Genomic DNA, 23,918 nt, shown 5'->3' with positions numbered 1-23,918 from the left:
AGGACCGCCGGGCCGGTGTCGTCGGCGGGGTTGTCGGACCCGGGCGGTAGCCTTCGCGAAGGCCGCTCGCCGTGAGTGGCGGATCGGCGAGGGACGGGGCGTGGCGTGCGGGTGCTGGGTGTTGACCCGGGGCTGACCAGGTGCGGGGTCGGTGTGGTCGAGGGCACGCCGGGCCGGCCGCTGCGGATGGCCGGGGTGGGCGTGGTGCGCACACCGGCCGACGCCGAGATCGGGCAGCGGCTGCTGCTGGTGGAACAGGGGCTGGAGAGCTGGCTGGACGAGCACCGGCCCGACCTGGTCGCGGTCGAGCGGGTCTTCGCCCAGCACAACGTCCGCACCGTGATGGGCACGGCCCAGGCGAGCGCGGTCGCGATGCTCTGCGCCACCCGGCGCGGCATCCCGGTCACCCTGCACACCCCCAGCGAGGTCAAGGCCGCCGTCACCGGCTCGGGCCGGGCGGACAAGGCCCAGGTCACGGCCATGGTGCAGCGCCTGCTGCGGCTGGACGCCCCGCCCAAGCCCGCGGACGCGGCCGACGCGCTGGCACTGGCGATCTGCCACATCTGGCGCGGCGGGACGACCAACCGGCTGCAGGCCGCGGCCCAGGCCGCCGCCCAGGCCGCCCGCTCCGGGCCCGCGCAGGGCCGCCCCTCCTCCGTGAAAGGCAGTAGTCGGTGATCGCCTTCGTGCAAGGACCGGTGGCGGCCATCGCCTCCGGCATCGCGGTGGTCGAGGTGGGTGGGGTCGGCATGGCCGTCCAGTGCACCCCGAACACCCTGGCCGGCCTGCGGCTCGGTGAGCCCGCCCGGCTGGCCACCTCGCTGGTGGTCCGGGAGGACTCGCTGACCCTGTTCGGCTTCGCCGACGACGACGAGCGGGCCGTGTTCGAGATCCTCCAGGCCGCGCCCGGCGTGGGCCCCAAGCTGGCGCAGGCGATCCTGGGCGTGCACAGCCCCGACGCGCTGCGCGCCGCGGTGGCGGGCGGGGACGAGAAGGCGCTGGTCGCGGTGCCGGGCATCGGCAAGGCGAAGGCGGCCAAGCTGCTGCTGGAGTACAAGGACAAGCTGGGCGCCCCGCACGGCGCGGTGCCCGCGCAGAAGCCGATCGCCACCGGCCCCGCGCCGTGGAGCGAGCAGCTGCACGCCGCGCTGACCGGCCTCGGCTACGCCCCGCGCGAGGCGGACGACGCGGTCGCCGCCGTCGCCCCGGAGGCGGAGGCCCAGCAGACGCCGGACGTCGGTGCCCTGCTGCGGCTGGCCCTGCGCGGCCTCAACCGCGCCCGCTGAATCCACCTGACGACCTGTCCGTTTGTCGACACCGACACCGGAGACTCTGGAGCCCGCGAGGATGTACGACTCGGAACCCGCCGACCGGCTGGTGACCGCCGCCGCCGACGGCGAGGACCAGGCGGTCGAGGCCGCGCTGCGCCCCAAGGCGCTGGACGAGTTCATCGGCCAGGAGCGGGTGCGCGAGCAGCTGTCCCTGGTGCTCCAGGCGGCCCGCCAGCGCGGCAGCGCGCCCGACCACGTGCTGCTGAGCGGCCCGCCCGGACTGGGCAAGACCACCCTCTCCATGATCATCGCCGCCGAGCTGGGCGCCCCGATCCGGATCACCTCCGGTCCGGCCATCCAGCACGCCGGGGACCTCGCGGCGATCCTCTCCTCGCTCACCGAGGGCGAGGTGCTCTTCCTCGACGAGATCCACCGGATGTCCCGGCCGGCCGAGGAGATGCTCTACATGGCGATGGAGGACTTCCGGGTCGACGTGATCGTCGGCAAGGGCCCGGGCGCCACCGCCATCCCGCTGGAGCTGCCGCCCTTCACCCTGGTCGGCGCCACCACCCGGGCCGGGCTGCTGCCGCCGCCGCTGCGCGACCGCTTCGGCTTCACCGGGCACATGGAGTTCTACGCCCCGGCCGAGCTCCAGCGGGTGGTGCACCGCTCGGCCGCGCTGCTGGACGTCGAGATAGACCCGGCCGGTGCGGCCGAGATCGCCGGGCGCTCGCGCGGCACCCCGCGCATCGCCAACCGGCTGCTGCGCCGGGTCCGCGACTACGCCCAGGTCCGGCACGACGGCGTGGTCAGCGCCGGGATCGCCGCCCGGGCGCTGGACGTCTACGAGGTGGACGCCCGCGGCCTGGACCGGCTGGACCGCGCGGTGCTGGACGCACTGCTCCGGCTGTTCGGCGGCGGCCCGGTCGGCCTGTCGACCCTCGCCGTCGCGGTGGGGGAGGAGGCCGAGACGGTCGAGGAGGTGGCCGAGCCCTTCCTGGTCCGCGAGGGCCTGCTCGCCCGCACCCCGCGCGGCCGGATCGCCACCGCCGCCGCCTGGCAGCACCTGGGCCTGACCCCGCCGGTCCAGACCACTCGGGGCAGCGTGCCGCCCCAGCCGGAGCTGTTCCGGCCGGACGGAAGTTGACCGCTCTCGGCCGAACGGGTGAGACCTGGCCGTCGGTTCCCACCCCTCCCCGGTGCGGGGCCCCGGGGAGGGGGCGGGGGAGAAGTCCCGGGAATCGGTGCAGGCGGAGGGTCGCCACTTTCGGCGGCAGGATGCGATGCTTGGCGTTGTCCGATCAGTTCGGGGTCGCCTAGACTCCGCCGGACCGCCCCTCTCACCCGACGGGCCGACCCATACCACACAGGCCGCCGGCCGGCGGCCCGTAAAGGACCCTGGCTGCTGTGAACCTCATCATCCTCCTCCTCCCGATCATCGCGATCGTGCTCATGTTCCGGTCGCAGAAGAAGCGCCAGTCGCAGATGCAGCAGATGCAGACGTCGCTGGAGCCCGGGGCGGGGGTGCGCACCATCGGCGGCCTGTACGCCCAGGTGAAGGCGGTCAACGACGAGACCGTCGAGCTGGAGCTCGCGCCCGGCGTGGTCTCCCACTTCACGAAGAGCGCCATCGCGGCCGTCCTGGACCCCCAGGAGTACGACGCGATCATCAACGGTCGTCCCGCCGACGACGAGCTGTCCGAGCCGGAGGCCGAGGACGCCGACGCCGCGCCGGTCGAGGACAAGCCGCTGACGCTCACCAAGGACAGCGCCGAGAAGGGCGATGTCAAGGGGGATGTCGAGGGCGGGGCTCCCGCGAGCAAGTAGTACGGCCGGGCAACCCGCCCGGTCGCGCGGCGCAGTGCCGCGAGCCCACAGGACCTCAGGGCCGCAGACCCGCCATGCCCCCGTTCCGCCACGAGCCGGACGGGGGTCCGGTCGGCGAAGTGGCATGGACAGGGAGAAACGAGCAAGGTGGCAACACCCAAGTCGCGCCCGCGCGACGGCTACCCAGGGCGGGCGCTGGCCCTCATCCTGGTCGTCACCGTCGGACTGGTCGCCCTCATGTTCGGGACGGGCAACACCAAGCCCCGGCTCGGTATCGACCTCGCAGGCGGCACCAGCATCACGCTGACCGCGAAGTCGAAGGATCCCAAGGCGATCAACAAGGCGAACATGGACATCGCCGTCGGGATCATGGAGCGCCGCGTCAACGGGATGGGTGTCTCCGAGGCGGAGGTCCAGACCCAGGGCTCTGACACGATCATCGTGAACATCCCCAAGGGCGGCGACAAGCAGAACGCGGCGGACCAGGTCGGGACCACCGCGCAGCTGTTCTTCCGTCCGGTCCTGGCGGTCGCGCCGAGCGGCTTCACCCCGCCCGTGCCCACCGGCACCCCGTCCGCGGGCGCCTCGGGCACCCCGAGCGCCGCCCCGTCGGGCAGCGCGACCCCCACGGCCGGTGCGAGCGGCTCCGCGAGTCACGCACCCACCGCGTCCGCCAGTGCGAGCGCCACCAAGCAGGGCCGCTCCGTCGGTGAGGCCCTGGTCGCCGAGGGCTCCTCCCCGAGCGCCGCCGCCACGGGCGTCAGCGGCACCCCGTCCGCCCCCGCCACCGGGTCGGCCGCCCCGTCCGCCTCGGGCACCCCGAGCGCCCAGGCCACCCAGCCCAGCGCCGCCGACGTGTCCGCGGCCATGACCCAGGGCACCGTGCCGCCGGAGCTGGCCGCCGCGTTCGCCAAGCTCGACTGCACCAAGCCGGAGGAGCGCGCGGCGCAGACCGGCGCCGTGGACAAGGCCGTCGTCGTCTGCTCGCAGAAGCCCGTCAAGGGCGGCTACTACGAGAAGCTGGCGCTCGGCCCCGTCGCGGTCAAGGGCTCGGACGTCTCCAAGGCCCAGCCCAGCCTCGACACCCAGACGGGTGCCGGCTGGCAGGTCCAGCTGCAGTTCAACGGCACCGGCACCGACGCCTTCACCAAGGTCACCGGCCAGCTCGCCTCCCAGACCCCGCCGAACAACCAGTTCGCGATCGTGCTGGACAACCAGGTCGTCTCGCACCCGCAGGTCAACGGCCCGATCCCGGGCGGCAGCGCCGTGATCACCGGCCAGTTCAGCCAGGCCGAGGCGCAGGACCTCTCCAACGTGCTGAGCTACGGCGCCCTGCCGCTGGAGTTCAACAAGGGCGACGTCACCACCGTCTCCCCGGCGCTCGGCAGCGACCAGCTCAAGGCGGGTCTGGTCGCCGGCGCGATCGGCATGCTGCTGGTGGTCGCCTACTCGCTGATCTACTACCGCGGCCTCGGCCTGGTCTCGATCGCCGGTCTGGTCGTCTCGGCGGCCCTGACCTACTCGATCATGAGCCTGCTCGGCGGCGGGATCGGCTTCGCGCTGAACCTGCCCGCGGTCTGCGGTGCGATCGTCGCGATCGGCATCACCGCCGACTCCTTCATCGTGTACTTCGAGCGCATCCGCGACGAGGTCCGCGAGGGCGCCCCGCTGCGCCCGGCCGTCCAGCGGGCCTGGCCGCGGGCTCGACGCACCATCCTGGTCTCGGACTTCGTCTCCTTCCTCTGTGCCGCGGTGCTCTACGTGGTCTCGGTCGGCAAGGTCCAGGGCTTCGCGTTCACCCTGGGTCTGACCACCGCGCTGGACGTCGTGGTGATCTTCCTCTTCACCAAGCCGATGATCACGCTGCTGGCCCGGCGGAAGTTCTTCTCTGACGGCCACCCGTGGTCCGGCCTGGACCCGAAGCGGCTGGGCGCCCGCCCGCCGCTGCGCAGCACCCGTCGTCGTAACCCCTCCTCTGCCGCCGTGAAGGAGGCCTGACACCGTGTCGCGCTTCTCCAATCTGGGTCACCGGCTCTACCAGGGCGAGGTCAGCTTCGACTTCGTCGGCCGCCGCAAGCTCTGGTACTCGATCTCCGGCGTGATCGTGCTGGTCGCGGCGATCGGCCTGGCGATGGGCCTGCACCTGGGCATCGAGTTCAAGGGCGGCTCGGTCTACACCGTGACCAAGCCGGGCCTGACGGTCTCCCAGGCCCAGGACACCGCCGACGGGATCGTCTCCTCGCACCCGCTGGTGCAGTCGACGGACAACGACAAGATCCGCATCCAGGTCAGCACCGACGAGACGAAGAGCTCGGACGAGATCCGCTCGCAGCTCTCGCAGAAGCTCGGCGTGCCGCTGGACACCGTCGAGGCCCAGGTGATCGGCCCCAGCTGGGGCAAGCAGATCTCCAACAAGGCGCTCACCGGCCTGGTCGTCTTCATGGTCCTGGTGACGGTCTACCTGGCGATCGCCTTCGAGTGGCGGATGGCGGTGGCCGCCCTGGTCGCCCTCATCCACGACCTCCTGATCACCATCGGCGTCTACGCCCTGGTGGGCTTCGAGGTCACCCCCGGTACGGTGATCGGCTTCCTGACCATCCTCGGGTACTCGCTCTACGACACGGTCGTCGTCTTCGACACCGTGAAGGAGAACGCCAAGGGGATCACCAAGCAGAACAAGCTCACCTACAGCGAGGCGGCCAACGCGGGCCTCAACCAGACCCTGGTGCGCTCGCTCAACACCACCGTGGTGGCGCTGCTGCCGGTCGCCGCGCTGCTGTTCATCGGTGGCGGCCTGCTGGGCGCCGGCACTCTGAACGACATCTCGCTCGCGCTGTTCATCGGCCTCGCGGCCGGTGCCTACTCCTCGATCTGCGTCGCCACCCCGCTGCTGGCGCAGCTCAAGGAGGAGCAGCCGGAGATGAAGGCGCTGCGCAAGCGCGTCCTGCAGCACCGGGCCGCCGCGGCGGCCAAGGGCGAGGCCGCCGATGCGACGGCGTCGGACGAGGGTGCGGAGGACGACCAGCCTGCGGGTATGGTCGGTCAGCGCGGCCGGTCGGCCGGCACCACGCGTGCCAAGGGCCGTCCGTCCACCAAGCGCTGAACCGCACCCGACCCTGAGGACAGAACACCGTGACCACCGCCGACACCGCACTGGCCGAGCTGCTGAACAGCCGGATCCGGGACGTCCCGGACTACCCGAAGCCGGGTGTGCTGTTCAAGGACATCGCGCCGCTGCTCGCCGACGCCGAGGCCTTCGGCGCCCTCACCCGGGCGCTGGCGGACCGGGCGCTGGAGCTCGGGGCGACCAAGGTGGTGGGCCTGGAGGCGCGCGGCTTCGTGCTGGCGGCTCCGGCGGCCTTCGCGGCCGGGCTCGGCTTCGTGCCGGTCCGCAAGGCCGGCAAGCTGCCCGGCGAGGTGTTCCGGCGCTCGTACGAGCTGGAGTACGGCTCGGCGACGCTGGAGGTGCAGTGCGACGCCTTCGCGCCCGGTGAGCGGGTGCTGGTGGTGGACGACGTGCTGGCCACCGGTGGCACCATCGGTGCCTCGCTGGACCTGGTGAAGGAGGCCGGCGCCGAGCTGGCGGGCGTCGTGGTGCTGATGGAGCTGGGCTTCCTGGACGGCCGCGAGCGGCTGTCCGGGCACCTGGGCGACGCCCCGCTGGAGACGCTGGTCACGGTCTGAGAGGCAGGACGGAAGGACGGCGGTCGGATCATCCGACCGCCGTCCTTCCGCTTTCGGGCCCGGCCCGATGAACACCGGGCCGCCCGGCTCGGTACCATGAAGATTCATCCCCTCCCGGTTGTGCCCGGACCGCACGGGCCTCGGCGGGGGTCGGCCCCGGTGCCCCGAGGAGTGTCCTTGCCCGACGAGGTTGTGCCCACGGCCGCAGCGGCCGCCCCCGAGAACCGCCCCACGCCCTCGGGGGCCACCCCGGCACGCCCGACGCCGGCCTCCTCGCGCCAGCTCGCCCCGCTCGGCCGCGGCTCCGGCAGCGGGATGCGCGCCCGGCTGGCCCGCCTCGGCGGCCAGCGCTCCAGCGTGCTGAACCCCGTCCTGGAGCCGCTGTTCCGCTCGATCCGGGCGAACGACCCCAAGGCCGACCCGGCGCTGCTGCGCGACATCGAGCGCGCCTACGCCGTCGCCGAGAAGTGGCACCGCGGGCAGAAGCGCAAGAGCGGTGACCCGTACATCACCCACCCGCTGGCGGTCGCGACCATCCTGGCCGAGCTCGGCATGGACGCCCCGACCCTGATGGCCGGGCTGCTGCACGACACGGTCGAGGACACCGACTACGGCCTGGAGACCCTGCGCAAGGACTTCGGCGACTCGGTGGCCCTGCTGGTCGACGGCGTCACCAAGCTGGACCGGGTCAAGTTCGGCGAGGCCGCGCAGGCCGAGACCGTCCGCAAGATGGTCGTCGCGATGGCCAAGGACCCGCGGGTCCTGGTGATCAAGCTCGCCGACCGCCTGCACAACATGCGCACCATGCGCTACCTCAAGCGGGAGAAGCAGGAGAAGAAGGCCCGCGAGACGCTGGAGATCTACGCCCCGCTGGCGCACCGGCTGGGCATGAACACCATCAAGTGGGAGCTGGAGGACCTCGCCTTCGCGATCCTCTACCCCAAGATGTACGACGAGATCGTCCGGCTGGTCGCCGAGCGCGCCCCCAAGCGGGACGAGTACCTGGCGACCGTGATCGACCAGGTCCAGGCGGACCTGCGCGGCGCCCGGATCACCGCCTCCGTCACCGGCCGGCCGAAGCACTACTACTCGGTCTACCAGAAGATGATCGTCCGGGGCCGGGACTTCGCCGAGATCTACGACCTGGTGGGCATCCGGGTCCTGGTCGACACCGTCCGCGACTGCTACGCGGCGCTGGGCACCATCCACGCGCGGTGGAACCCGGTGCCGGGGCGGTTCAAGGACTACATCGCGATGCCCAAGTTCAACATGTACCAGTCGCTGCACACCACGGTGATCGGTCCCGGCGGCAAGCCCGTCGAACTCCAGATCCGCACCTTCGACATGCACCGGCGGGCCGAGTACGGCATCGCCGCGCACTGGAAGTACAAGCAGCGCGCCGTCGCCGGGGCCTCCAAGGTCCGCACCGACACCCCGACCCAGGTCCGCAAGGACGACAAGGCCGGCGCCGTCAACGAGATGGCCTGGCTGCGGCAGCTGCTGGACTGGCAGAAGGAGACCGCCGACCCGGGCGAGTTCCTGGAGTCGCTGCGCTTCGACCTGGCCAGCAACGAGGTCTTCGTCTTCACCCCCAAGGGTGACGTGATAGCCCTGCCCGCCGGCGCCACCCCGGTCGACTTCGCCTTCGCGGTGCACACCGAGGTCGGCTACCGGACCATAGGGGCCCGGGTCAACGGCCGCCTGGTGCCGCTGGAGTCGACGCTGGAGAACGGCGACACCGTCGAGGTGTTCACCTCCAAGGCGGAGAACGCCGGACCCTCCCGGGACTGGCTGGGCTTCGTCAAGTCCCCGCGCGCCCGCAACAAGATCCGCGCCTGGTTCTCCAAGGAGCGCCGCGAGGAGGCGATCGAGCACGGCAAGGAGGCGATCGTCCGGGCGATGCGCAAGCAGGGCCTGCCGATCCAGCGGATCCTGACCGGCGACTCGCTGGTCACCCTGGCCCACGAGATGCGCTACCCCGACATCTCCTCGCTCTACGCCGCCATCGGCGAGGGGCACGTCGCCGCGCAGAACATCGTCCAGAAGCTGGTCCAGGCGCTGGGCGGCGAGGAGGGGGCCACCGAGGACCTCGCCGAGACGGCCACCCCGACCCACGACAACCGGCGGGCCGTGCGCCGCCGGGCCAAGGGCGACCCGGGCGTGATCGTCAAGGGCGTCGAGGACGTCTGGGTCAAGCTGTCCCGCTGCTGCACCCCGGTGCCGGGCGACCCGATCGTCGGCTTCGTCACCCGCGGCAACGGCGTCTCGGTGCACCGCGCCGACTGCGTCAACGTCGAGTCGCTGAGCCAGCAGCCCGAGCGGATGATCGACGTCGAGTGGGCGGCCACCCAGTCCTCGGTCTTCCTGGTGGCCATCCAGGTCGAGGCGCTGGACCGCTCCCGGCTGCTCTCGGACGTCACCCGGGTGCTCTCCGACCAGCACGTCAACATCCTGTCGGCGGCGGTCCAGACCTCCCGGGACCGGGTGGCGATGAGCCGCTTCACCTTCGAGATGGGCGACCCGAAGCACCTGGGCCACGTGCTCAAGGCGGTCCGCGGCGTCGAGGGCGTGTACGACGTCTACCGGGTCACCTCCGCCCGCAAGTGAGGCCCGGCGCATGAGGCACGGCGCATGAGGCGCGGCGCATGAGGACCGGCGCATGAGGATGGCCCCCGGGGAGCACCCCGGGGGCCATCGCCGTTCAGCGGGCCGGATCAGCCGCTGAACTCCTCCTGGCTCTTGTGCGCCTGCTCCAGCAGGGTCTGCACGCCGGACAGCTCGGACTCCAGCTTGGCGATCCGGCTGCTGTTGCCGGCCGCGCGGGCCTTGTCCAGGTCGGCCTGGATCTTGTCGGCCTTGGCCTGGAACAGCCCGACCATGCCGGCCGCGCGGGCCTTGGCCTCCGGGTTGGAGCGCTTCCACTCGGCGTCCTCGGCCTCGCGGATGGCGCGCTCGACCGCGTTCAGCCGGCCGTCCAGCTTCGGACGGATGTCGCGCGGGACGTGGCCGATGGCCTCCCAGCGCTCGTTGACCTCGCGCAGCGCGGCCTTGGCGGCCTTGAGGTCGGTGATCGGCAGGATCGCCTCGGCCTCGGCGGCCAGCGCCTCCTTGAGCTTCTGGTTCTCCACCTGCTCGGCGTCGCGCTCGCTGAACACCGCGGAACGGGCCTGGAAGAACACGTCCTGGGCGCCGCGGAACCGCGCCCACAGCTCGTCCTCGACGTCCCGCTGCGCCCGGCCGGCGGACTTCCAGCGCGCCATCAGGTCGCGGTAGGCGGCCGCGGTGCTGCCCCAGTCGGTGGACGAGGAGAGCGCCTCGGCCTCGGCGACCAGCGCCTCCTTGGTCTGCCGGGCCTGCTCGCGCTCGGCGTCCAGGGTGGCGAAGTGCGCCTTGCGATGCTTGGAGAAGACCGAGCGGGCGTGCGAGAAGCGGTGCCACAGCTCGTCGTCGCTCTTGCGGTCCAGCCGCGGCAGGCCCTTCCAGGTGTCCACCAGGGCGCGCAGCCGGTCCCCGGCCTCCCGCCACTGGGTGGACTCGGCGAGCTGCTCGGCCTCGGAGACCAGCGCCTCCTTGGCGGTGCGGGTCTCGTCCTGCGCCTTGGCGCGGGCGGCCTTGCGCTCCTCCCGCCGGCTCTCGATCTCACCGCTGAGCGTGTCCAGGCGCTTGGCCAGTGCGTCCAGGTCGCCGACCGCGTGTCCCTCGGTCACCTGGGCACGGAGGTGCTCCAGCGCGGTCTGGGCGTCCTTGGCGGCCAGGTCGGTGGTGCGCACCCGCTTCTCCAGCAGGCCGATCTCCACCTCGATGCCCTGGTACTTGCGCTCGAAGTAGGCGAGGGCCTCCTCGGGCGAGCCGGCCTGCCAGGAACCCACGACGCGTTCGCCGTCGGCCGTCCTGACGTACACCGTGCCCTGCTCGTCCACACGGCCCCACGGGTCGCTGCTCATAGCGCGTCCTCCACATGACGTCGCGCCCGCGCCGGGGCGGCGCACGACCGTCGTCCACAGTTGATGTGCGGCGGACCGATGAGTCCGCCGTCCCCGTCCGCCGTGCCTTGCTGCCGAGGGTGACGGCTAGGCGGGTCCGGGCACCCTATACAACGCCAACATAGGCGACCAGGACCGGTGCTGTCCGCATCCGGGCCGGGCGATTTCGGTCCGGGACCGGGCGGGGGGCGCTCCGCGCGCCCGCCGCCGGTGGTCCCTGGGCCGGTCAACCCTTGGACACCGTAACCGAGTTGAGGGTGACGTCGGCCATCGGGTGGCCGTCGCCGGCGCCCTCCAGGGTGCCCGCGGCGGCGATCTTCTGGACCACGTCCAGGCCGCCGGTGATCTTGCCGAACGGGGTGTAGTTCGGCGGCAGCTGGGTGTCCTTGTACACCAGGAAGAACTGGCTGCCGTTGGTGCCCGGGCCGGCGTTGGCCATCGCCACGGTGCCCGCCGGGTAGGTCGCGCCGGTCAGGTTCTCGTCCGCGAACTGGTAGCCGGGGCCGCCCGAACCCTTGGCCGTCGGGTCGCCGCACTGGAGCACGAAGATGCCGTCGGTGGTGAGCCGGTGGCACTTGGTGTGGTCAAAGTACTGCTCGCCCGCCAGGAAGTTGAACGAGTTCACGGTGTGCGGGGCCTTGGCCGCGTCCAGCGCGATGGTGACCTTGCCGCAGTTGCTGTCCAGCGACATGGTGTACGAGGCACCCTGGTCGACCGACATGGCCGGCTCGGCCTTGAACTGCTTGCCGTTGGGCGAGCCCGGCGCCGGGGCGGCGCAGCCCTCGACCGGCTTGCGGGTCGGGGTGGCGGCCGGGTCGGCCTTGGTCGGGTCGCCCTGGCTCGGCGCGGCCTGCGGGGTGGTGGCGGCCGAGGTGCTCTTGTCCTTGTCGGAGCTGAACGCGCCGCTGGCGAACAGCCCGCCGCCGCCGGCCAGGACCACCACCGCGAGCGAGGCGCCCAGGATCGTGTTGCGGCGCCTGCGGGCGGACGCCGCCTCGGCGCGGCGCTTCATCTGGCGCTCGTACTTCTCGCGGGCGAGCTGCCGCCGCCGCTGTTCGCTGCTGACCACCGGCCGTGTCTCCTGAGCATGTGCGGGAAAAGTGGATGGGTTCCGGAGCGGATCATCGCACCCATCGGCGGCCAAGTGTAGGGACCGGGCCCGTAAGGACGCGGTGAACCTGTCATGGCCCGGCCCGCCGCCGCCTATCTGGTTCGCAACCGGACCCGGACCGCCGGTAGGCTTCCCTTACGTCATCACTACTGGTAGCCACCGCAGCCCACCGCCGCACACACCCGAAGGACGCGCGTGTTCATCGCCGGATTCCCCGCTGGAGCCTGGGGCACCAACTGCTACCTGGTCGCGCCGGCGGCGGGCGAGGAGTGCGTCATCGTCGACCCCGGGCACCAGGCCGCGCAGGGCGTGGAGGAGCTCATCCGTGAGCACCGGCTCAAGCCCGTCGCCGTCCTGCTCACCCACGGCCACATCGACCACGTCGCCTCGGTGGTCCCGGTCTGCGGCGCCCGCGGCGTCCCGGCCTGGATCCACCCCGAGGACCGGTACATGATGTCCGACCCGGAGAAGGCGCTCGGCCGCTCCCTGGGCACCCAGTTGATGGGCGAGCTCACCGTCGGCGAGCCCGACGACGTGCGCGAGCTCACCGACGGCAGCGTGCTGGAGCTGGCCGGCCTGCGGCTCACCGTGGACCACGCCCCGGGCCATACCGGGGGGTCGGTGACCTTCCGGACGCCCGGTGCCGAGGACCTCCCCCCGGTGCTGTTCTCGGGCGACCTGCTGTTCGCCGGCTCCATCGGGCGTACCGACCTCCCGGGCGGGGACGGCGAAGCGATCATGCGCTCGCTGGCCCGGGTGTGCCTGCCCCTCGACGACTCCACCGTGGTCCTCTCCGGCCACGGCGGTCAGACCACCATCGGCCGCGAGCGCGCCACCAACCCCTACCTCCGACAGGCAGCGGGGGCGGCCGGCGCCCCGGCTTTCCCGCGACGAGGAATGTGACGGAAGAGAAGTTGAGCACCTTCACCGCCCCCAAGGGCACCTACGACCTGCTGCCCCCCAGCTCCGCGACCTTCCTGGCGATCCGCGAGCGCATCGCCGCGCCCGCCCGCCGGGCCGGTTACGGCTACGTCGAGACCCCGGTCTTCGAGGACGTGAAGCTGTTCTCCCGCGGTGTCGGCGAGTCCACCGACATCGTCTCCAAGGAGATGTACACCCTCACCACCAAGGGCGGCGACGAGCTCGCGCTGCGCCCCGAGGGCACCGCCTCGGTGCTGCGCGCCGCGCTCCAGGCCAACCTGCACAAGCAGGGCAACCTGCCGGTCAAGCTCTGGTACTCGGGCTCGTACTACCGCTACGAGCGTGCCCAGAAGGGCCGTTACCGCCAGTTCTCCCAGGTCGGCGCGGAGGCGATCGGCGCGGAGGACCCGGCGCTGGACGCCGAGCTGATCATCCTGGCCGACGACGCCTTCCGCGCGCTGGGGCTGAGCGACTACTCGCTGCTGCTCAACAGCCTCGGCGACAAGCAGTGCCGCCCGGTCTACCGCGCCGCCCTGATCGAGTTCCTCTCCGGCCTGGACCTGGACGAGGACACCCGCCGCCGCGCGGAGATCAACCCGCTGCGGGTGCTGGACGACAAGCGCGAGTCGGTGCAGGAGCAGCTGGTCGGCGCGCCGATGCTGCGGGACTTCCTGTGCGAGGAGTGCAAGGCGTACGACGAGAAGGTGCGCGAGCTGCTCACCGCCGCCGGCGTCGCCTTCGTCGACGACCCGAAGCTGGTCCGCGGCCTGGACTACTACACCCGCACCACCTTCGAGTTCGTGCACAACGGCCTCGGCGCCCAGTCCGCGATCGGCGGCGGCGGCCGCTACGACGGCCTGTCCGAGATGATCGGCGGCCCGGCGCTGCCGTCCGTCGGCTGGGCGCTCGGCGTGGACCGCACCTACCTGGCCCTGGAGGCCGAGGGCGTCGTCCTCGACCTGCCGGCCGCCACCTCCGTCTACGCCGTCGCGCTCGGCGAGGAGGCCAAGAACCTGCTGTTCGCCAAGGTGATCGAGCTGCGCCGGGCCGGCGTCGCCACCGACCTCGCCTTCGGCGTCAAGAGCATCAAGAACGCCATGAAGTCCGCCGACCGGTCCGGCGCCCGCTTCGCCCTGATCGCCGGTGACCGGGACCTCGCCGAGGGCGTCGTCCAGCTCAAGGACATGAGCACCGGAGAGCAGTCCCCCGTCGCCCTCGACGCACTCGTCACCACCTTGAAGGAGAAGCAGCTGTGATCCGCACGCACGACGCGGGCACGCTCCGCCCGGAGCACGCAGACACCACCGTCACCCTGGCCGGCTGGGTCGCCCGCCGCCGCGACCACGGCGGCGTCGCCTTCATCGACCTGCGCGACGCCTCCGGCACCGTGCAGATCGTGGTGCGCGACCTCGACTCGGTGCACGGCCTGCGCGCCGAGTACTGCGTCAAGGTCGTCGGCGACGTCCGGGTCCGCCCCGAGGGCAATGAGAACCCGGACATCCCGACCGGCGCGGTCGAGGTCGTCGTCAGCGACATCGAGGTGCTCTCCGAGGCCGCCCCGCTGCCGTTCCCGGTCGCCGAGTACGAGCCGGGCACGGTCAACGAGGAGGTCCGGCTGCGCTACCGCTACCTGGACCTGCGCCGTGAGGGCCCGGCCAAGGGCCTGCGGCTGCGCTCGAAGGTCAACAACATCATCCGCCGGGTGATGGAGGAGAACGACTTCCTCGACATCGAGACGCCGTACCTCACCCGCTCCACCCCCGAGGGCGCCCGCGACTTCCTCGTCCCGGTCCGCCTGCAGCCCGGCCACTGGTACGCGCTGCCGCAGTCGCCCCAGCTGTTCAAGCAGCTGCTGATGGTGGCCGGCATGGAGCGGTACTACCAGATCGCCCGCTGCTTCCGCGACGAGGACTTCCGCGCCGACCGCCAGCCGGAGTTCACCCAGCTGGACATCGAGGCCTCCTTCGTCGACCAGGAGGACATCCTGGCCCTCGGCGAGAAGATCGTCGGCTCGATCTGGCGCGAGGTCCACGGCTACGAGATCCCGAACCCGCTGCCGCGGATGACCTACGCGGACGCCATGGGCCGCTACGGCTCCGACAAGCCGGACGTCCGCTTCGGCCAGGAACTCACCGACCTCACCGAGTACTTCAAGGGCACCGAGTTCCGCGTCTTCCAGGCCCCGTACGTCGGCGCCGTGGTCATGCCCGGCGGCGCCTCGCAGCCGCGCAAGCAGCTGGACGCCTGGCAGGACTGGGCCAAGGCGCGCGGCGCCAAGGGCCTCGCCTACGTGCTGATCGACGCCGAGACCGGCGAGCTGCGCGGCCCGGTCGCCAAGAACCTCTCCGAGGAGCACCTGGCCGGCCTCGCCGCCGCGGCCGGCGCCAAGAACGGCGACGCGGTCTTCTTCGCGGCCGGCAAGGAGCGCCCCTCGCAGGAGCTGCTCGGCGCCGCCCGCCTGGAGATCGGCCGCCGCTGCGGCCTGATCGACGAGTCCCAGTGGGCCTTCCTCTGGGTCGTCGACTTCCCGATGTTCGAGCCGATCGAGGACGACAAGGGCCAGTTCCAGGGCTGGCACGCGGTGCACCACCCGTTCACCGCCCCGACCGCGGAGTCGCTGGACACCTTCGACACCGACCCGGGCTCGGCCCTGTCCAACGCCTACGACCTGGTCCTCAACGGCTCGGAGCTGGGCGGCGGTTCGATCCGTATCCACCAGCGCGACGTCCAGAAGCGGGCGTTCGACGCGATCGGCCTCTCCGAGGAGGAGGCGGCCTCGCAGTTCGGCTTCCTGCTGGACGCCTTCAACTACGGCCCGCCGCCGCACGGTGGGGTCGCCTTCGGCCTCGACCGGATCGTCACGCTGCTCGGCGGCTACGACACCATCCGCGACGTCATCGCCTTCCCGAAGACGTCCACCGGTGGTGACCCGCTGACCGGCGCGCCGACCCCGATCACCCCGGCGCAGCGCCGCGAGGCCGGTGTGGACGCCCAGCCCAAGGTCCGCGAGGACGCCAAGTCCGAGGCGCAGCCCAAGAGCTGACGCCTCGTCATACGCGCTAACCTGCAACGGCCCCGGACGGTCCACCCACCGTCCGGGGCCGGTCCACAACGTGGTGTGACACAGGGAGGGTTGACTCGATGCAGGTCACCACGAGAGTCGAATGTCCGCAGGACGCCCCGGCGACCAGGCGCGTGCACATGGCCGCGTTCCCCGGGCCGGACGAGGCGGACCTGGTGGACGCGCTGCGCCGCGACCCGGCCTGGCTGCCCGGGCTGTCGCTGGTCGCGGTCGACGACGCCGGGCTGGTGATCGGCCACGCCCTGCTGACCAGGCTGCGGGTCGGTGACGGAGGCGGGTCCGGTGACGCGCTGGCGCTCGCGCCGGTGGCGGTGGCGCCCGAGTGGCAGCGCCGGGGCGTCGGCGAACTCGTCGTTCGGGCGGCGCTGTCGGCCGCCGAGGAGGCGGGGGAGAAGCTGGTGGTGGTGCTCGGTGACCCGGAGTACTACGGACGGTTCGGCTTCATCCCGGCCGGGCGGCACGAGGTCTCCGGCCCGTTCGAGGTGCCGGAGGCGTACTTCCAGGTGCTGCCGCTGGCAGCGTACGACGGCGACCCGCGCGGGCTGTGCCGCTACCCGGAGCCCTTCGTCGACGCCTAGCCGGAGCCCTCGTCGAGGTCCAGGGAGCGCCCGGCGAGCGGGTTCGCCCGTTCCTCCGGTCCGACCTGCGGGGTCACCGTTCTGCGCCTACGGTGAAGGGTCATCGGCAGGAGTCGGACGGAGGACCCGAGAGTGGCCAAGGGGCAGCAGCGGACCGCTAAGCCGGAACGACTGGCGAAGAAGCCGTACGAGCGGGAACTGCTGCGGCTGCAGCAGGAGTTGGTGAAACTCCAGGAGTGGGTGCGGGTCGAGGGCGCCCGCCTGGTGGTGATCTTCGAGGGGCGGGACGCGGCCGGCAAGGGCGGGGCGATCAAGCGGGTGACGGAGTACCTGAACCCGCGCATCGCCCGGGTCGCGGCGCTGCCCACCCCGACCGAGCGGCAGAAGACCCAGTGGTACTTCCAGCGGTACGTCGAACACCTCCCGGCGGCCGGGGAGATCGTCCTGTTCGACCGCAGCTGGTACAACCGGGCCGGGGTCGAGCGGGTGATGGGCTTCTGCAGCGACGAGGAGTACTGGCAGTTCCTGCACCAGTGCCCGACCTTCGAGCAGATGCTGATCGAGGCGGGCATCCTGCTGCGCAAGTACTGGTTCTCGGTCAGTGACACCGAGCAGGAGCAGCGGTTCCGGGACCGGCTGGAGGACCCGATGAAGCGCTGGAAGCTCTCCCCGATGGACGTGGAGTCGATCACCCACTGGGAGGACTACTCGCGGGCCAAGGACGAGATGTTCGTCTACACCGACATCCCGCAGTCGCCCTGGCACGTGGTGGAGAGCGACGACAAGCGGCGGGCCCGGATCAACATGATCGCCCACCTGCTCTCCACCGTCCCGTACCACGAGGTCGCCCCGCCGCGGATCGAGCTGCCGCCCCGCCCGGCCCCGCGCGGCTACCAGCGGCCCCCGCGCGACCTCCAGAAGTACGTCCCGGACCACGCTGCCAGACTGGAGTAGACGGGGCCCCGGCCGGGCGCTGCTACCGAACGGCCCCGCGTGGCGCCCGGGCGTGCACAGGAGGCGCGCTCATGTTCGTCCGTACCGTCTACGCGACCGGTGATCCGGACCGGATCGGCGAGACCCTCGACGGCCTCGCCACCGAGGCCGTCGAGCTCCTCTCCGGGCAGCCCGGGTACCGCGGCTACGGCCTGTTCGTGGACCGGACCGTCGGCAAGATCACGATGGGCTCGTGGTGGGAGTCCGCCCAGGCCGAGCGCGACAGCGACGCGGCGCTCGGTGGGCGCCGACGCGAGCTGCTGGCGCCGCTGGCCGGCACCGTGACCACTGACGTCTGGGAGGCCGTGGCGACGGCGCCGCCCGGTGTGGCCGGACCCGGCGCGATGTTCCGGCTGAGCAGGTCCGACATCGACCCGGCCAAGGTGGACACGGCGGCCGAGATCTTCCGGGACCAGGTGCTGCCGGTGCTGGAGAAGAAGCCCGGCTTCGTGACCGGCGCGATGCTGGCCGACCGTGCGACCGGCCGGCTGTCCGTGGGCTCGATCTACGCGGACCGGGCGAGCTTCGACGCCGCGCGGGGGCCGACGGCCGACTCCCGGGCGCGGGCGTTGGCCGCGCTGGGCGGCACGCTGCGGTCGCTGGAGGAGTTCGAGGTGGTCCTGCTGGACCGGCGGACCCCGCCGCAATAGCTCTGTCGGCGGCCTCAACTAGGCTTCCGGTGTGGACGAACCGGACCTCTTCACCGCCGCCGCCGAGGAACTCCAGACCAGGGAGCCCGGCCGGGCGCCGCTGGCCGTACGGATGCGCCCGCGCACCCTGGACGAGGTGGCCGGGCAGCGGCAGCTGTTGAAGCCCGGCTCGCCGCTGCGCCGGCTGGTGGCCAACTCCCGCGGGCCGGCCGCCACCAGCTCGGTGATCCTCTGGGGGCCGCCCGGCACCGGAAAGACGACCCTGGCGCATGTGATCAGCCAGGCCGTGGAGGGCCGCTTCGTCGAGCTGTCCGCGATCACCGCCGGGGTCAAGGAGGTCCGGGCGGTGATCGACGGCGCCCGGCGGGCGGTCGGCATGTCCGGCCGGGAGACGGTGCTGTTCCTGGACGAGATCCACCGCTTCTCCAAGGCCCAGCAGGACTCGCTGCTGCCCGCGGTGGAGAACCGCTGGGTCACCCTGATCGCGGCGACCACCGAGAACCCGTACTTCTCGGTGATCTCCCCGCTGCTGTCCCGCTCGCTGCTGCTCACCCTGGAGTCGCTCACCGACGAGGACATCCGGGCGCTGCTGCGCCGGGCGGTGGAGGACGAGCGCGGCCTGGAGGGCGCGCTGGAGCTGACCGCGGAGGCCGAGGACCACCTGGTGCGGCTCGCCGGCGGGGACGCCCGACGGGCGCTGACCACGCTGGAGGCGGCGGCCGGGGCGGCGCTGGAGAAGGGCGAGGCGAGCATCTCGCTGGCCACCACCGAGACCGCCGTGAACCAGGCGGCGGTGCGCTACGACAAGGACGGCGACCAGCACTACGACGTGGCCAGCGCGCTGATCAAGTCGATCCGCGGCAGCGACGTGGACGCCACCCTGCACTACCTGGCCCGGATGATCGAGGCGGGGGAGGATCCGCGGTTCATCGCCCGGCGGCTGATGATCTCGGCCAGCGAGGACGTCGGCCTGGCCGACCCGACGGCGCTCCAGACGGCCGTGGCGGCGGCCCAGGCGGTGGCGCTGATCGGCTTCCCGGAGGCCCGGATCATCCTGTCCCAGGCGGCCATCGCGCTGGCCCTGGCGCCGAAGTCCAACTCGGCCTACCTGGCGATCGACGCGGCGCTGGCGGACGTGCGGCAGGGGCTGGCGGGGGCCGTCCCGCCGCACCTGCGGGACGCCCACTACGGCGGCGCGGGCAAGCTCGGTCACGGCAAGGGCTACCAGTACCCGCACGACCTGCCGGAGGGCATCGCCGCCCAGCAGTACGCGCCGGACTCGGTGCACGGCCGGGAGTACTACCGGCCGAACCGGCGCGGCGGCGAGGTGCGGTACGCGGACACCGTGGAGTGGACGCGCGGGCGGCTGCGGGGGGAGCGCCGGGTGGAGAAGGCGGAGCCGAAGGCCGCGAAGCCGGAGCGGAAGGCCGAGGAGACGGCGGGGAAGCCGGAGCGGAAGGCCGAGCCGGAGCCCGGGACGAAGGGCGAGTGATCGACGGGTATACTTCGTCGGAGTGCCATGTCCCGGGACGGCGGCGGGGGAGACCCCACCGACCGGCCGCACCAGCGGGACATCGGCCGTAGGCCTCCTCCGGGAGGCCCGCAGCAGGAGCGTCGCGCACCGTTTCGGTGTCGCGGACGGCCCGGTTCCCCGGGCCCTTCGTGTGACCAGCACTTCATGTGCCCGGCTCCGGAGAGCGGCTGATCCCTTCGCGCAGGCGTCGGGGTTTTCTCCGGGTCGCGACATGCGACCTCCGTCAACACCTGGTGAAAGCCGTATTCGTAAGCAAGGAAGGTTTGGTTCATGGCGAACCAGAAGCGTCCCAAGGTCAAGATCGCGCGTGCGCTCGGCGTGCCGCTGACCCCGAAGTCCGTCAAGTACTTCGAGGCCCGCCCGTACCCGCCCGGCCAGCACGGCCGCGGTCGCAAGCAGAACTCGGACTACAAGGTCCGTCTGCTCGAGAAGCAGCGTCTGCGCGCCCAGTACGACCTGAGCGAGAAGCAGATGGCGCGCGCGTTCGACCGCGCGAAGAAGGCCGAGGGCAAGACCGGTGAGGCGCTCGTCGCCGACCTGGAGACCCGTCTGGACTCCCTGGTCCTGCGTTCGGGCATCGCCCGCACCATCTACCAGGCCCGCCAGATGGTCGTCCACGGCCACATCGAGGTCAACGGCGGCAAGGTCAACAAGCCGTCGTTCCAGATGAAGCCGGGCTACGTGGTCACCGTCCGCGAGCGCTCCAAGGAGAAGGTCCCCTTCCAGGTCGCCCGTGAGGGTGGCTACGCGGGTGAGGGCCAGACCCCGAAGTACCTCGAGGTCAACCTGAAGGCCCTGGCCTTCCGCCTGGACCGTGCGCCGCAGCGCAAGGAGGTCCCGGTGATCTGTGACGAGCAGCTGGTCGTCGAGTACTACTCGCGCTGACCCGCGCTCGGTTCGCACTTCGCGGAACCGGCAGCGAGCCCCCGTCGCCTTTCGAGGCGGCGGGGGCTCGCCCCTTTTCCGGTGCCGGCCGCCCTTCGGCCACAGCTCCGCCCGGCTACAGCTCCGCGCCGGTCATCGCGGCGGCCAGCCGCAGGTGCGGGCGGGCCTCCTGGTCGCGGCCCTGGCGCTCCAGGGTGCGGCCGAGCATCAGCCGGGCGTAGTCCTCGGCCGGGTCGAGGTCGAGGATCCGGCGCAGTTCGGCCTCGGCGCGGCCGAGCTGGGCGGAGTGGAAGTAGCTGCGGGCCAGCAGCAGCCGGACCGAGAGGTTGGCCGGCTCCTCGGCCAGCACGCCTTCCAGCATGCGGGCGGCGTCGGTGTACGCCTTGGACTCGAAGTAGAAGTTCGCGAGGCGGTACTCGTCGTGGACGGCCATGGTGCTCCTTCCGGGTGGATCCTTGCCTCCTCAAGCAATCCGCAAGCTTCAGCTATTCCGCACCGGTGCCGGGGCCGGTGCGGGCGGCACGGAACAGGGCGCGGGGCCGGGTTCCGGGCCGCCGGGCGAGTCCCCGTCGCCGAGCGCCCGGCCGACCGCGGCGTCCAGGTCCAGCCGCCCGCCCGCCAGGTAGCAGTCCTCGTACTCCTGCTCGGTGAGCCCGGCCCGGGCGCGCTCGGCGCACTCCTGGTGGGTGCCGAAGAAGGAGCGCGAACCCAGGAACGGGTTGCCGACCGCCCGCCAGATCCGGTGTGCGGCGCCCTGCAGCACCCGGGCCTCGCGCAGGGCGGCCGGCTCGCCCGGCCCGGCCGGCTCGGTCTCCAGCAGCGCCAGCAGGTCGATCCCCAGCACGATGCCGAGCAGGTCGTGGAAGCGGTGGTTCAGCCGGACGCACTCGCGGGCCAGCGCGCGGGCCGGCTGGACGGCGCCGTCCAGGTAGTGCGAGTACGCCATCGCGTACAGCACGTAGCCGTACGCCCACTGCTCGCCGTGCTCCTCGCACACCTCGCGGGCCTGGCCGAACCAGAGCTCGGCGCTGTCCGGGTCGCCCTGGAACAGGTAGGCGAGGCCCAGTTCGACCATCGCCATCACCACGTTGCTGTTGAGCTCGCCGATGGTCCGGTAGTGCCAGAGCGCCTCCTCGAACAGCTCGGCGGCGCGCTCCGGGTCGTCACCGATCAGGGCGGCGCAGCCCTGGCGGTGGACGGCGTAGGCGAGGGCCCGGTCGTCGCCGGTGTCCAGGGCCTGGCGGCGGCACTCCTCCAGGGCGGGGCGGGCGGCGCCGAGGTCGCCCTGGAGGGTGGCCATGTAGCCGGTCACCCAGAGGGCCTTGGCCCGGACCTCGGTGGGCTCGCGGTCCAGGGCGAGCGCGCGGTCCAGCCAGTGCCGGCCCTCGCCGAGGTGGCCGCAGCCGACCCAGTAGAACCACAGGGTGCCGGCCAGCAGCAGGGCGATCTGCTCCTCGCCGGGCTCGGCGAGGCAGAACTCCAGCGCGGCACGCAGGTTGGCGTGGGCGAGCTGGGTGCGCTCGGCGGTCTCGGCCTGCCGGGGGCCGAACCACTCGACCTCGCCCCAGGTGGCCACGCCCAGGTACCAGTCCCGGTGGCGGCGCAGCAGCCGCTGCTCCTCGCCGGCGGCGCGCAGCCAGTGGCCGCCGTACTCGCGCAGGGTGTCCAGCAGGCGGAAGCGGACGCCGAAGGCGCTGTCCTCGCGCAGCACCACGGACTTGGCGACGAGTTCGTCGAGCAGGTCGAGCAGGTCCTCGGGCTCGATGCCCTCGCCCGCGCAGACGTACTCGGCGGCCTCCAGGTCGAAACCGCCGGCGAAGACCGACAGGCGGGCCCAGAGTAAACGTTCCTGCACTGTGCAGAGCTCATGACTCCAGCCGATCGTGGTGCGCAGCGTCTGGTGCCTCGGCAGGGCCGTCCGGGAGCCGCCGGTGAGCAGCCGGAAGCGGTCGTCCAGCCGGGCCGTGATCTGCTCCACCGACAGTGCGCGCAGCCGCCCGGCGGCCAGCTCCACGGCCAGCGGGATGCCGTCCAGCCGACGGCAGAGCAGGCCGACCGCCTCCGCGTTCGCCTCGGTCACCGCGAAGGACGGCAGTACGGCCCGCGCCCGGTCGGCGAACAGCCGCACGGCGTCCGGCAGCTGGTCCGGGTCCTCCGGCCGCTCCGGCAGCGGGTCGACCGGCAGTGGGGCCAGCGTCAGCAGGTGCTCGCCCGAGGCCCGCAGCGCGGCCCGGCTGGTGGCCAGCACCCGCAGCCCGGGCAGCGTGCGCAGCAGCGCGTCGGCCAGCTCGGCGCACGCCTCCACCAGGTGCTCGCAGCCGTCCAGGACCAGCAGCAGGCGGCGCCCCGCGAGGTGCTCGCCCAGCACGTCCACCGGCGGCCGGGCGGTGCCGTCGGTCAGCCGCAGCGCCTCCAGTACGGCGTGGCCGAGCAGCAGCGGGTCCTGCACCGGGGCCACGTCCACCAGCCAGGTCCCGTCCGGGAAGGCCCCGGCCGCCCGGGCCGCCGCCCGCAGCGCGAGCCTGCTCTTGCCCACCCCGCCGGGCCCGGTCACCGTCACCAGCCGTGCCCCGGCGAGCAGACCCGCCAGCTCGGCCAGTTCCCGCTCGCGCCCGACGAAGCCCGTCACCTCGGCCGGCAGCCGGCCCGGGTCCGGCTCGCGCGGCCACGCCGCGGGCTGTGCTGTCCAGTCGCCGGCCAAGCGGTGCTCCCCGTTGTTCCCGGCCCGGACCGCGGCGGTCCGGACGTGCGTCGGGCCGTACGGGCGACGGCCCGCCTGGCTGAACGAGGTGACCGGACGGTAGGTTACGCGCGCGGTTCGCACATCCGGGCGAGGCCACCGCCGTGACCCGGTCCGGAAAGCGGGCCCGGGCGCGATAGGGTTCGGTTGGGAACCGCAAGGCGAGGGAGCGCGCAGAAGTGTCCGTGGGAGAGCTGGCCGGCTTGCTCGTCGCCGTGTTCTGGGCGGTCCTGGTCACCCTGCTCGCGGTGGTGCTGGTGCGACTCTCCCGGGTGTTGAAGGAGGCCACCGTCCTGGTCTCCGCGGTCACCGAACAGGCCGTCCCGCTGCTGGCCGACGCCGGCGCGGCGGTGCGCAGCGCCAACGAGCAGCTGGACCGGGTGGACGAGATCACCGCCAACGTCCAGGACGCCGCCGCCAACGCCAAGGCGCTCTCCTCCACCGCGGCCGCCACGCTGGGCGGCCCGCTGATGAAGGTCGCCGCGTTCAGCTACGGCGTCCGCCAGGCCGTCGCCAAGCAGCAGGGCACCCTGCCGAGCGTGCCGGTGCAGCCCGCCGAGCGCGACGAGCTGGCCCGGCTGATCCGAGCCGAGGTGCGCGCCGCGACCGCGCCCAGGAGCGGCCTGCTCTCCCGGGTCCGGCGAGCGGTGAGGGGCTGA

21 protein-coding genes are annotated in these 23,918 nt (G+C 72.4%); 17 read left to right on the top strand and 4 right to left on the bottom strand.

The genetic code is table 11. The features are described 5' to 3' along the window. Positions 1–105: 105 nt before the first annotated feature. The 8 genes from ruvC (at position 106) to ACIQWA_RS23545 (ending at position 9,389) form a co-directional block, all read left to right on the top strand. A complete protein-coding gene (ruvC, locus tag ACIQWA_RS23580) occupies positions 106–678 on the top strand; it encodes a crossover junction endodeoxyribonuclease RuvC (RefSeq protein ID WP_402485390.1) in 573 nt (190 codons plus the stop codon). Further along, entirely contained in the window at positions 675–1,286 is a 612-nt protein-coding gene (gene ruvA / locus ACIQWA_RS23575; RefSeq protein WP_402485388.1) for a Holliday junction branch migration protein RuvA, read from the top strand. The genes ruvC and ruvA overlap by 4 nt, the downstream gene beginning before the upstream one ends. A 61-nt stretch (positions 1,287–1,347) precedes the next feature. After that, positions 1,348–2,418: a Holliday junction branch migration DNA helicase RuvB gene (gene ruvB, locus ACIQWA_RS23570; RefSeq protein ID WP_360230115.1), complete on the top strand. Its 1,071-nt coding sequence runs from the start codon at positions 1,348–1,350 to the stop codon at positions 2,416–2,418. Between the two features lie 260 nt (positions 2,419–2,678). Then, entirely contained in the window at positions 2,679–3,098 is a 420-nt protein-coding gene (gene yajC / locus ACIQWA_RS23565) for a preprotein translocase subunit YajC (protein ID WP_360230113.1), read from the top strand. Positions 3,099–3,245: 147 nt separating this feature from the next. Then, the gene (secD, locus tag ACIQWA_RS23560) at positions 3,246–5,096 is read left to right on the top strand and encodes a protein translocase subunit SecD (RefSeq protein ID WP_402485384.1); all 1,851 of its coding nucleotides are present in this window, start codon (positions 3,246–3,248) and stop codon (positions 5,094–5,096) included. Between the two features lie 4 nt (positions 5,097–5,100). Then, positions 5,101–6,201, top strand: a complete 1,101-nt coding sequence (secF, locus tag ACIQWA_RS23555; RefSeq protein WP_360230111.1) for a protein translocase subunit SecF — start codon at positions 5,101–5,103, stop codon at positions 6,199–6,201. A 29-nt stretch (positions 6,202–6,230) separates the two neighbouring features. After that, the gene (locus tag ACIQWA_RS23550) at positions 6,231–6,782 is read left to right on the top strand and encodes an adenine phosphoribosyltransferase (protein WP_360230109.1); all 552 of its coding nucleotides are present in this window, start codon (positions 6,231–6,233) and stop codon (positions 6,780–6,782) included. A 96-nt stretch (positions 6,783–6,878) separates the two neighbouring features. Next, a complete protein-coding gene (locus ACIQWA_RS23545) occupies positions 6,879–9,389 on the top strand; it encodes a RelA/SpoT family protein (protein WP_402485380.1) in 2,511 nt (836 codons plus the stop codon). A gap of 107 nt (positions 9,390–9,496) precedes the next feature. On the opposite strand, the gene ACIQWA_RS23540 is transcribed toward ACIQWA_RS23545, so the two are convergent. Then, positions 9,497–10,726: a DUF349 domain-containing protein gene (locus tag ACIQWA_RS23540; RefSeq protein ID WP_360230107.1), complete on the bottom strand. Its 1,230-nt coding sequence runs from the start codon at positions 10,724–10,726 to the stop codon at positions 9,497–9,499. A gap of 265 nt (positions 10,727–10,991) precedes the next feature. After that, a complete protein-coding gene (locus ACIQWA_RS23535; protein ID WP_360230105.1) occupies positions 10,992–11,834 on the bottom strand; it encodes a peptidylprolyl isomerase in 843 nt (280 codons plus the stop codon). 237 nt (positions 11,835–12,071) lie between these two features. Here ACIQWA_RS23535 and ACIQWA_RS23530 point away from each other — a divergent pair, with 237 nt between their 5' ends. The 8 genes from ACIQWA_RS23530 (at position 12,072) to rpsD (ending at position 20,519) form a co-directional block, all read left to right on the top strand. After that, the gene (locus ACIQWA_RS23530; RefSeq protein ID WP_360230103.1) at positions 12,072–12,779 is read left to right on the top strand and encodes an MBL fold metallo-hydrolase; all 708 of its coding nucleotides are present in this window, start codon (positions 12,072–12,074) and stop codon (positions 12,777–12,779) included. 11 nt (positions 12,780–12,790) lie between these two features. After that, positions 12,791–14,053 (top strand): histidine--tRNA ligase, encoded by a 1,263-nt coding sequence (gene hisS / locus ACIQWA_RS23525; protein WP_360230101.1) that lies wholly within the window; start codon positions 12,791–12,793, stop codon positions 14,051–14,053. Beyond that, on the top strand, positions 14,050–15,840 hold the full coding sequence (gene aspS / locus ACIQWA_RS23520) for an aspartate--tRNA ligase (protein ID WP_360230099.1): 1,791 nt from the start codon (positions 14,050–14,052) through the stop codon (positions 15,838–15,840). The genes hisS and aspS overlap by 4 nt, the downstream gene beginning before the upstream one ends. 98 nt (positions 15,841–15,938) lie before the next feature. Further along, a complete protein-coding gene (locus tag ACIQWA_RS23515) occupies positions 15,939–16,457 on the top strand; it encodes an N-acetyltransferase (protein ID WP_360230097.1) in 519 nt (172 codons plus the stop codon). Between the two features lie 132 nt (positions 16,458–16,589). Next, a complete protein-coding gene (gene ppk2, locus ACIQWA_RS23510; RefSeq protein WP_402485374.1) occupies positions 16,590–17,411 on the top strand; it encodes a polyphosphate kinase 2 in 822 nt (273 codons plus the stop codon). Positions 17,412–17,482: 71 nt separating this feature from the next. Beyond that, positions 17,483–18,100 (top strand): hypothetical protein, encoded by a 618-nt coding sequence (locus ACIQWA_RS23505; protein ID WP_402485371.1) that lies wholly within the window; start codon positions 17,483–17,485, stop codon positions 18,098–18,100. Between the two features lie 31 nt (positions 18,101–18,131). Then, positions 18,132–19,592: a replication-associated recombination protein A gene (locus tag ACIQWA_RS23500; protein WP_402485368.1), complete on the top strand. Its 1,461-nt coding sequence runs from the start codon at positions 18,132–18,134 to the stop codon at positions 19,590–19,592. A 312-nt stretch (positions 19,593–19,904) separates the two neighbouring features. Continuing rightward, entirely contained in the window at positions 19,905–20,519 is a 615-nt protein-coding gene (gene rpsD, locus ACIQWA_RS23495; RefSeq protein ID WP_030056230.1) for a 30S ribosomal protein S4, read from the top strand. 115 nt (positions 20,520–20,634) lie between these two features. On the opposite strand, the gene ACIQWA_RS23490 is transcribed toward rpsD, so the two are convergent. Together ACIQWA_RS23490 and ACIQWA_RS23485 are read right to left on the bottom strand one after the other, a co-directional pair. Continuing rightward, positions 20,635–20,952, bottom strand: coding sequence for a tetratricopeptide repeat protein (locus ACIQWA_RS23490; protein ID WP_360230089.1), 318 nt, complete (start codon positions 20,950–20,952; stop codon positions 20,635–20,637). A 48-nt stretch (positions 20,953–21,000) separates the two neighbouring features. Beyond that, the gene (locus ACIQWA_RS23485) at positions 21,001–23,220 is read right to left on the bottom strand and encodes an ATP-binding protein (RefSeq protein WP_402485365.1); all 2,220 of its coding nucleotides are present in this window, start codon (positions 23,218–23,220) and stop codon (positions 21,001–21,003) included. Between the two features lie 218 nt (positions 23,221–23,438). On the opposite strand from ACIQWA_RS23485, the gene ACIQWA_RS23480 reads away from it, so the two are divergent. Beyond that, a complete protein-coding gene (locus ACIQWA_RS23480; RefSeq protein WP_402485362.1) occupies positions 23,439–23,918 on the top strand; it encodes a DUF948 domain-containing protein in 480 nt (159 codons plus the stop codon).

Source organism: Kitasatospora sp. NPDC098652, assembly GCF_044760155.1.
Classification (GTDB): Bacteria; Actinomycetota; Actinomycetes; order Streptomycetales; family Streptomycetaceae; genus Kitasatospora.
Note: the sequence above shows the minus strand (reverse complement) of the source record. Positions and strands in the feature narration are given on the sequence as shown.

Excerpts from the sequence above, each read along its gene's own strand:
- ruvB (WP_360230115.1), top strand. The coding sequence starts at position 1,348 with ATGTACGACTCGGAACCCGCCGACCGGCTGGTGACCGCCGCCGCCGAC.
- ACIQWA_RS23545 (WP_402485380.1), top strand. The coding sequence starts at position 6,879 with ATGAAGATTCATCCCCTCCCGGTTGTGCCCGGACCGCACGGGCCTCGG.
- ACIQWA_RS23540 (WP_360230107.1), bottom strand. The coding sequence starts at position 10,726 with ATGAGCAGCGACCCGTGGGGCCGTGTGGACGAGCAGGGCACGGTGTAC.
- ACIQWA_RS23515 (WP_360230097.1), top strand. The coding sequence starts at position 15,939 with ATGCAGGTCACCACGAGAGTCGAATGTCCGCAGGACGCCCCGGCGACC.
- ACIQWA_RS23505 (WP_402485371.1), top strand. The coding sequence starts at position 17,483 with ATGTTCGTCCGTACCGTCTACGCGACCGGTGATCCGGACCGGATCGGC.
- rpsD (WP_030056230.1), top strand. The coding sequence starts at position 19,905 with ATGGCGAACCAGAAGCGTCCCAAGGTCAAGATCGCGCGTGCGCTCGGC.
- ACIQWA_RS23490 (WP_360230089.1), bottom strand. The coding sequence starts at position 20,952 with ATGGCCGTCCACGACGAGTACCGCCTCGCGAACTTCTACTTCGAGTCC.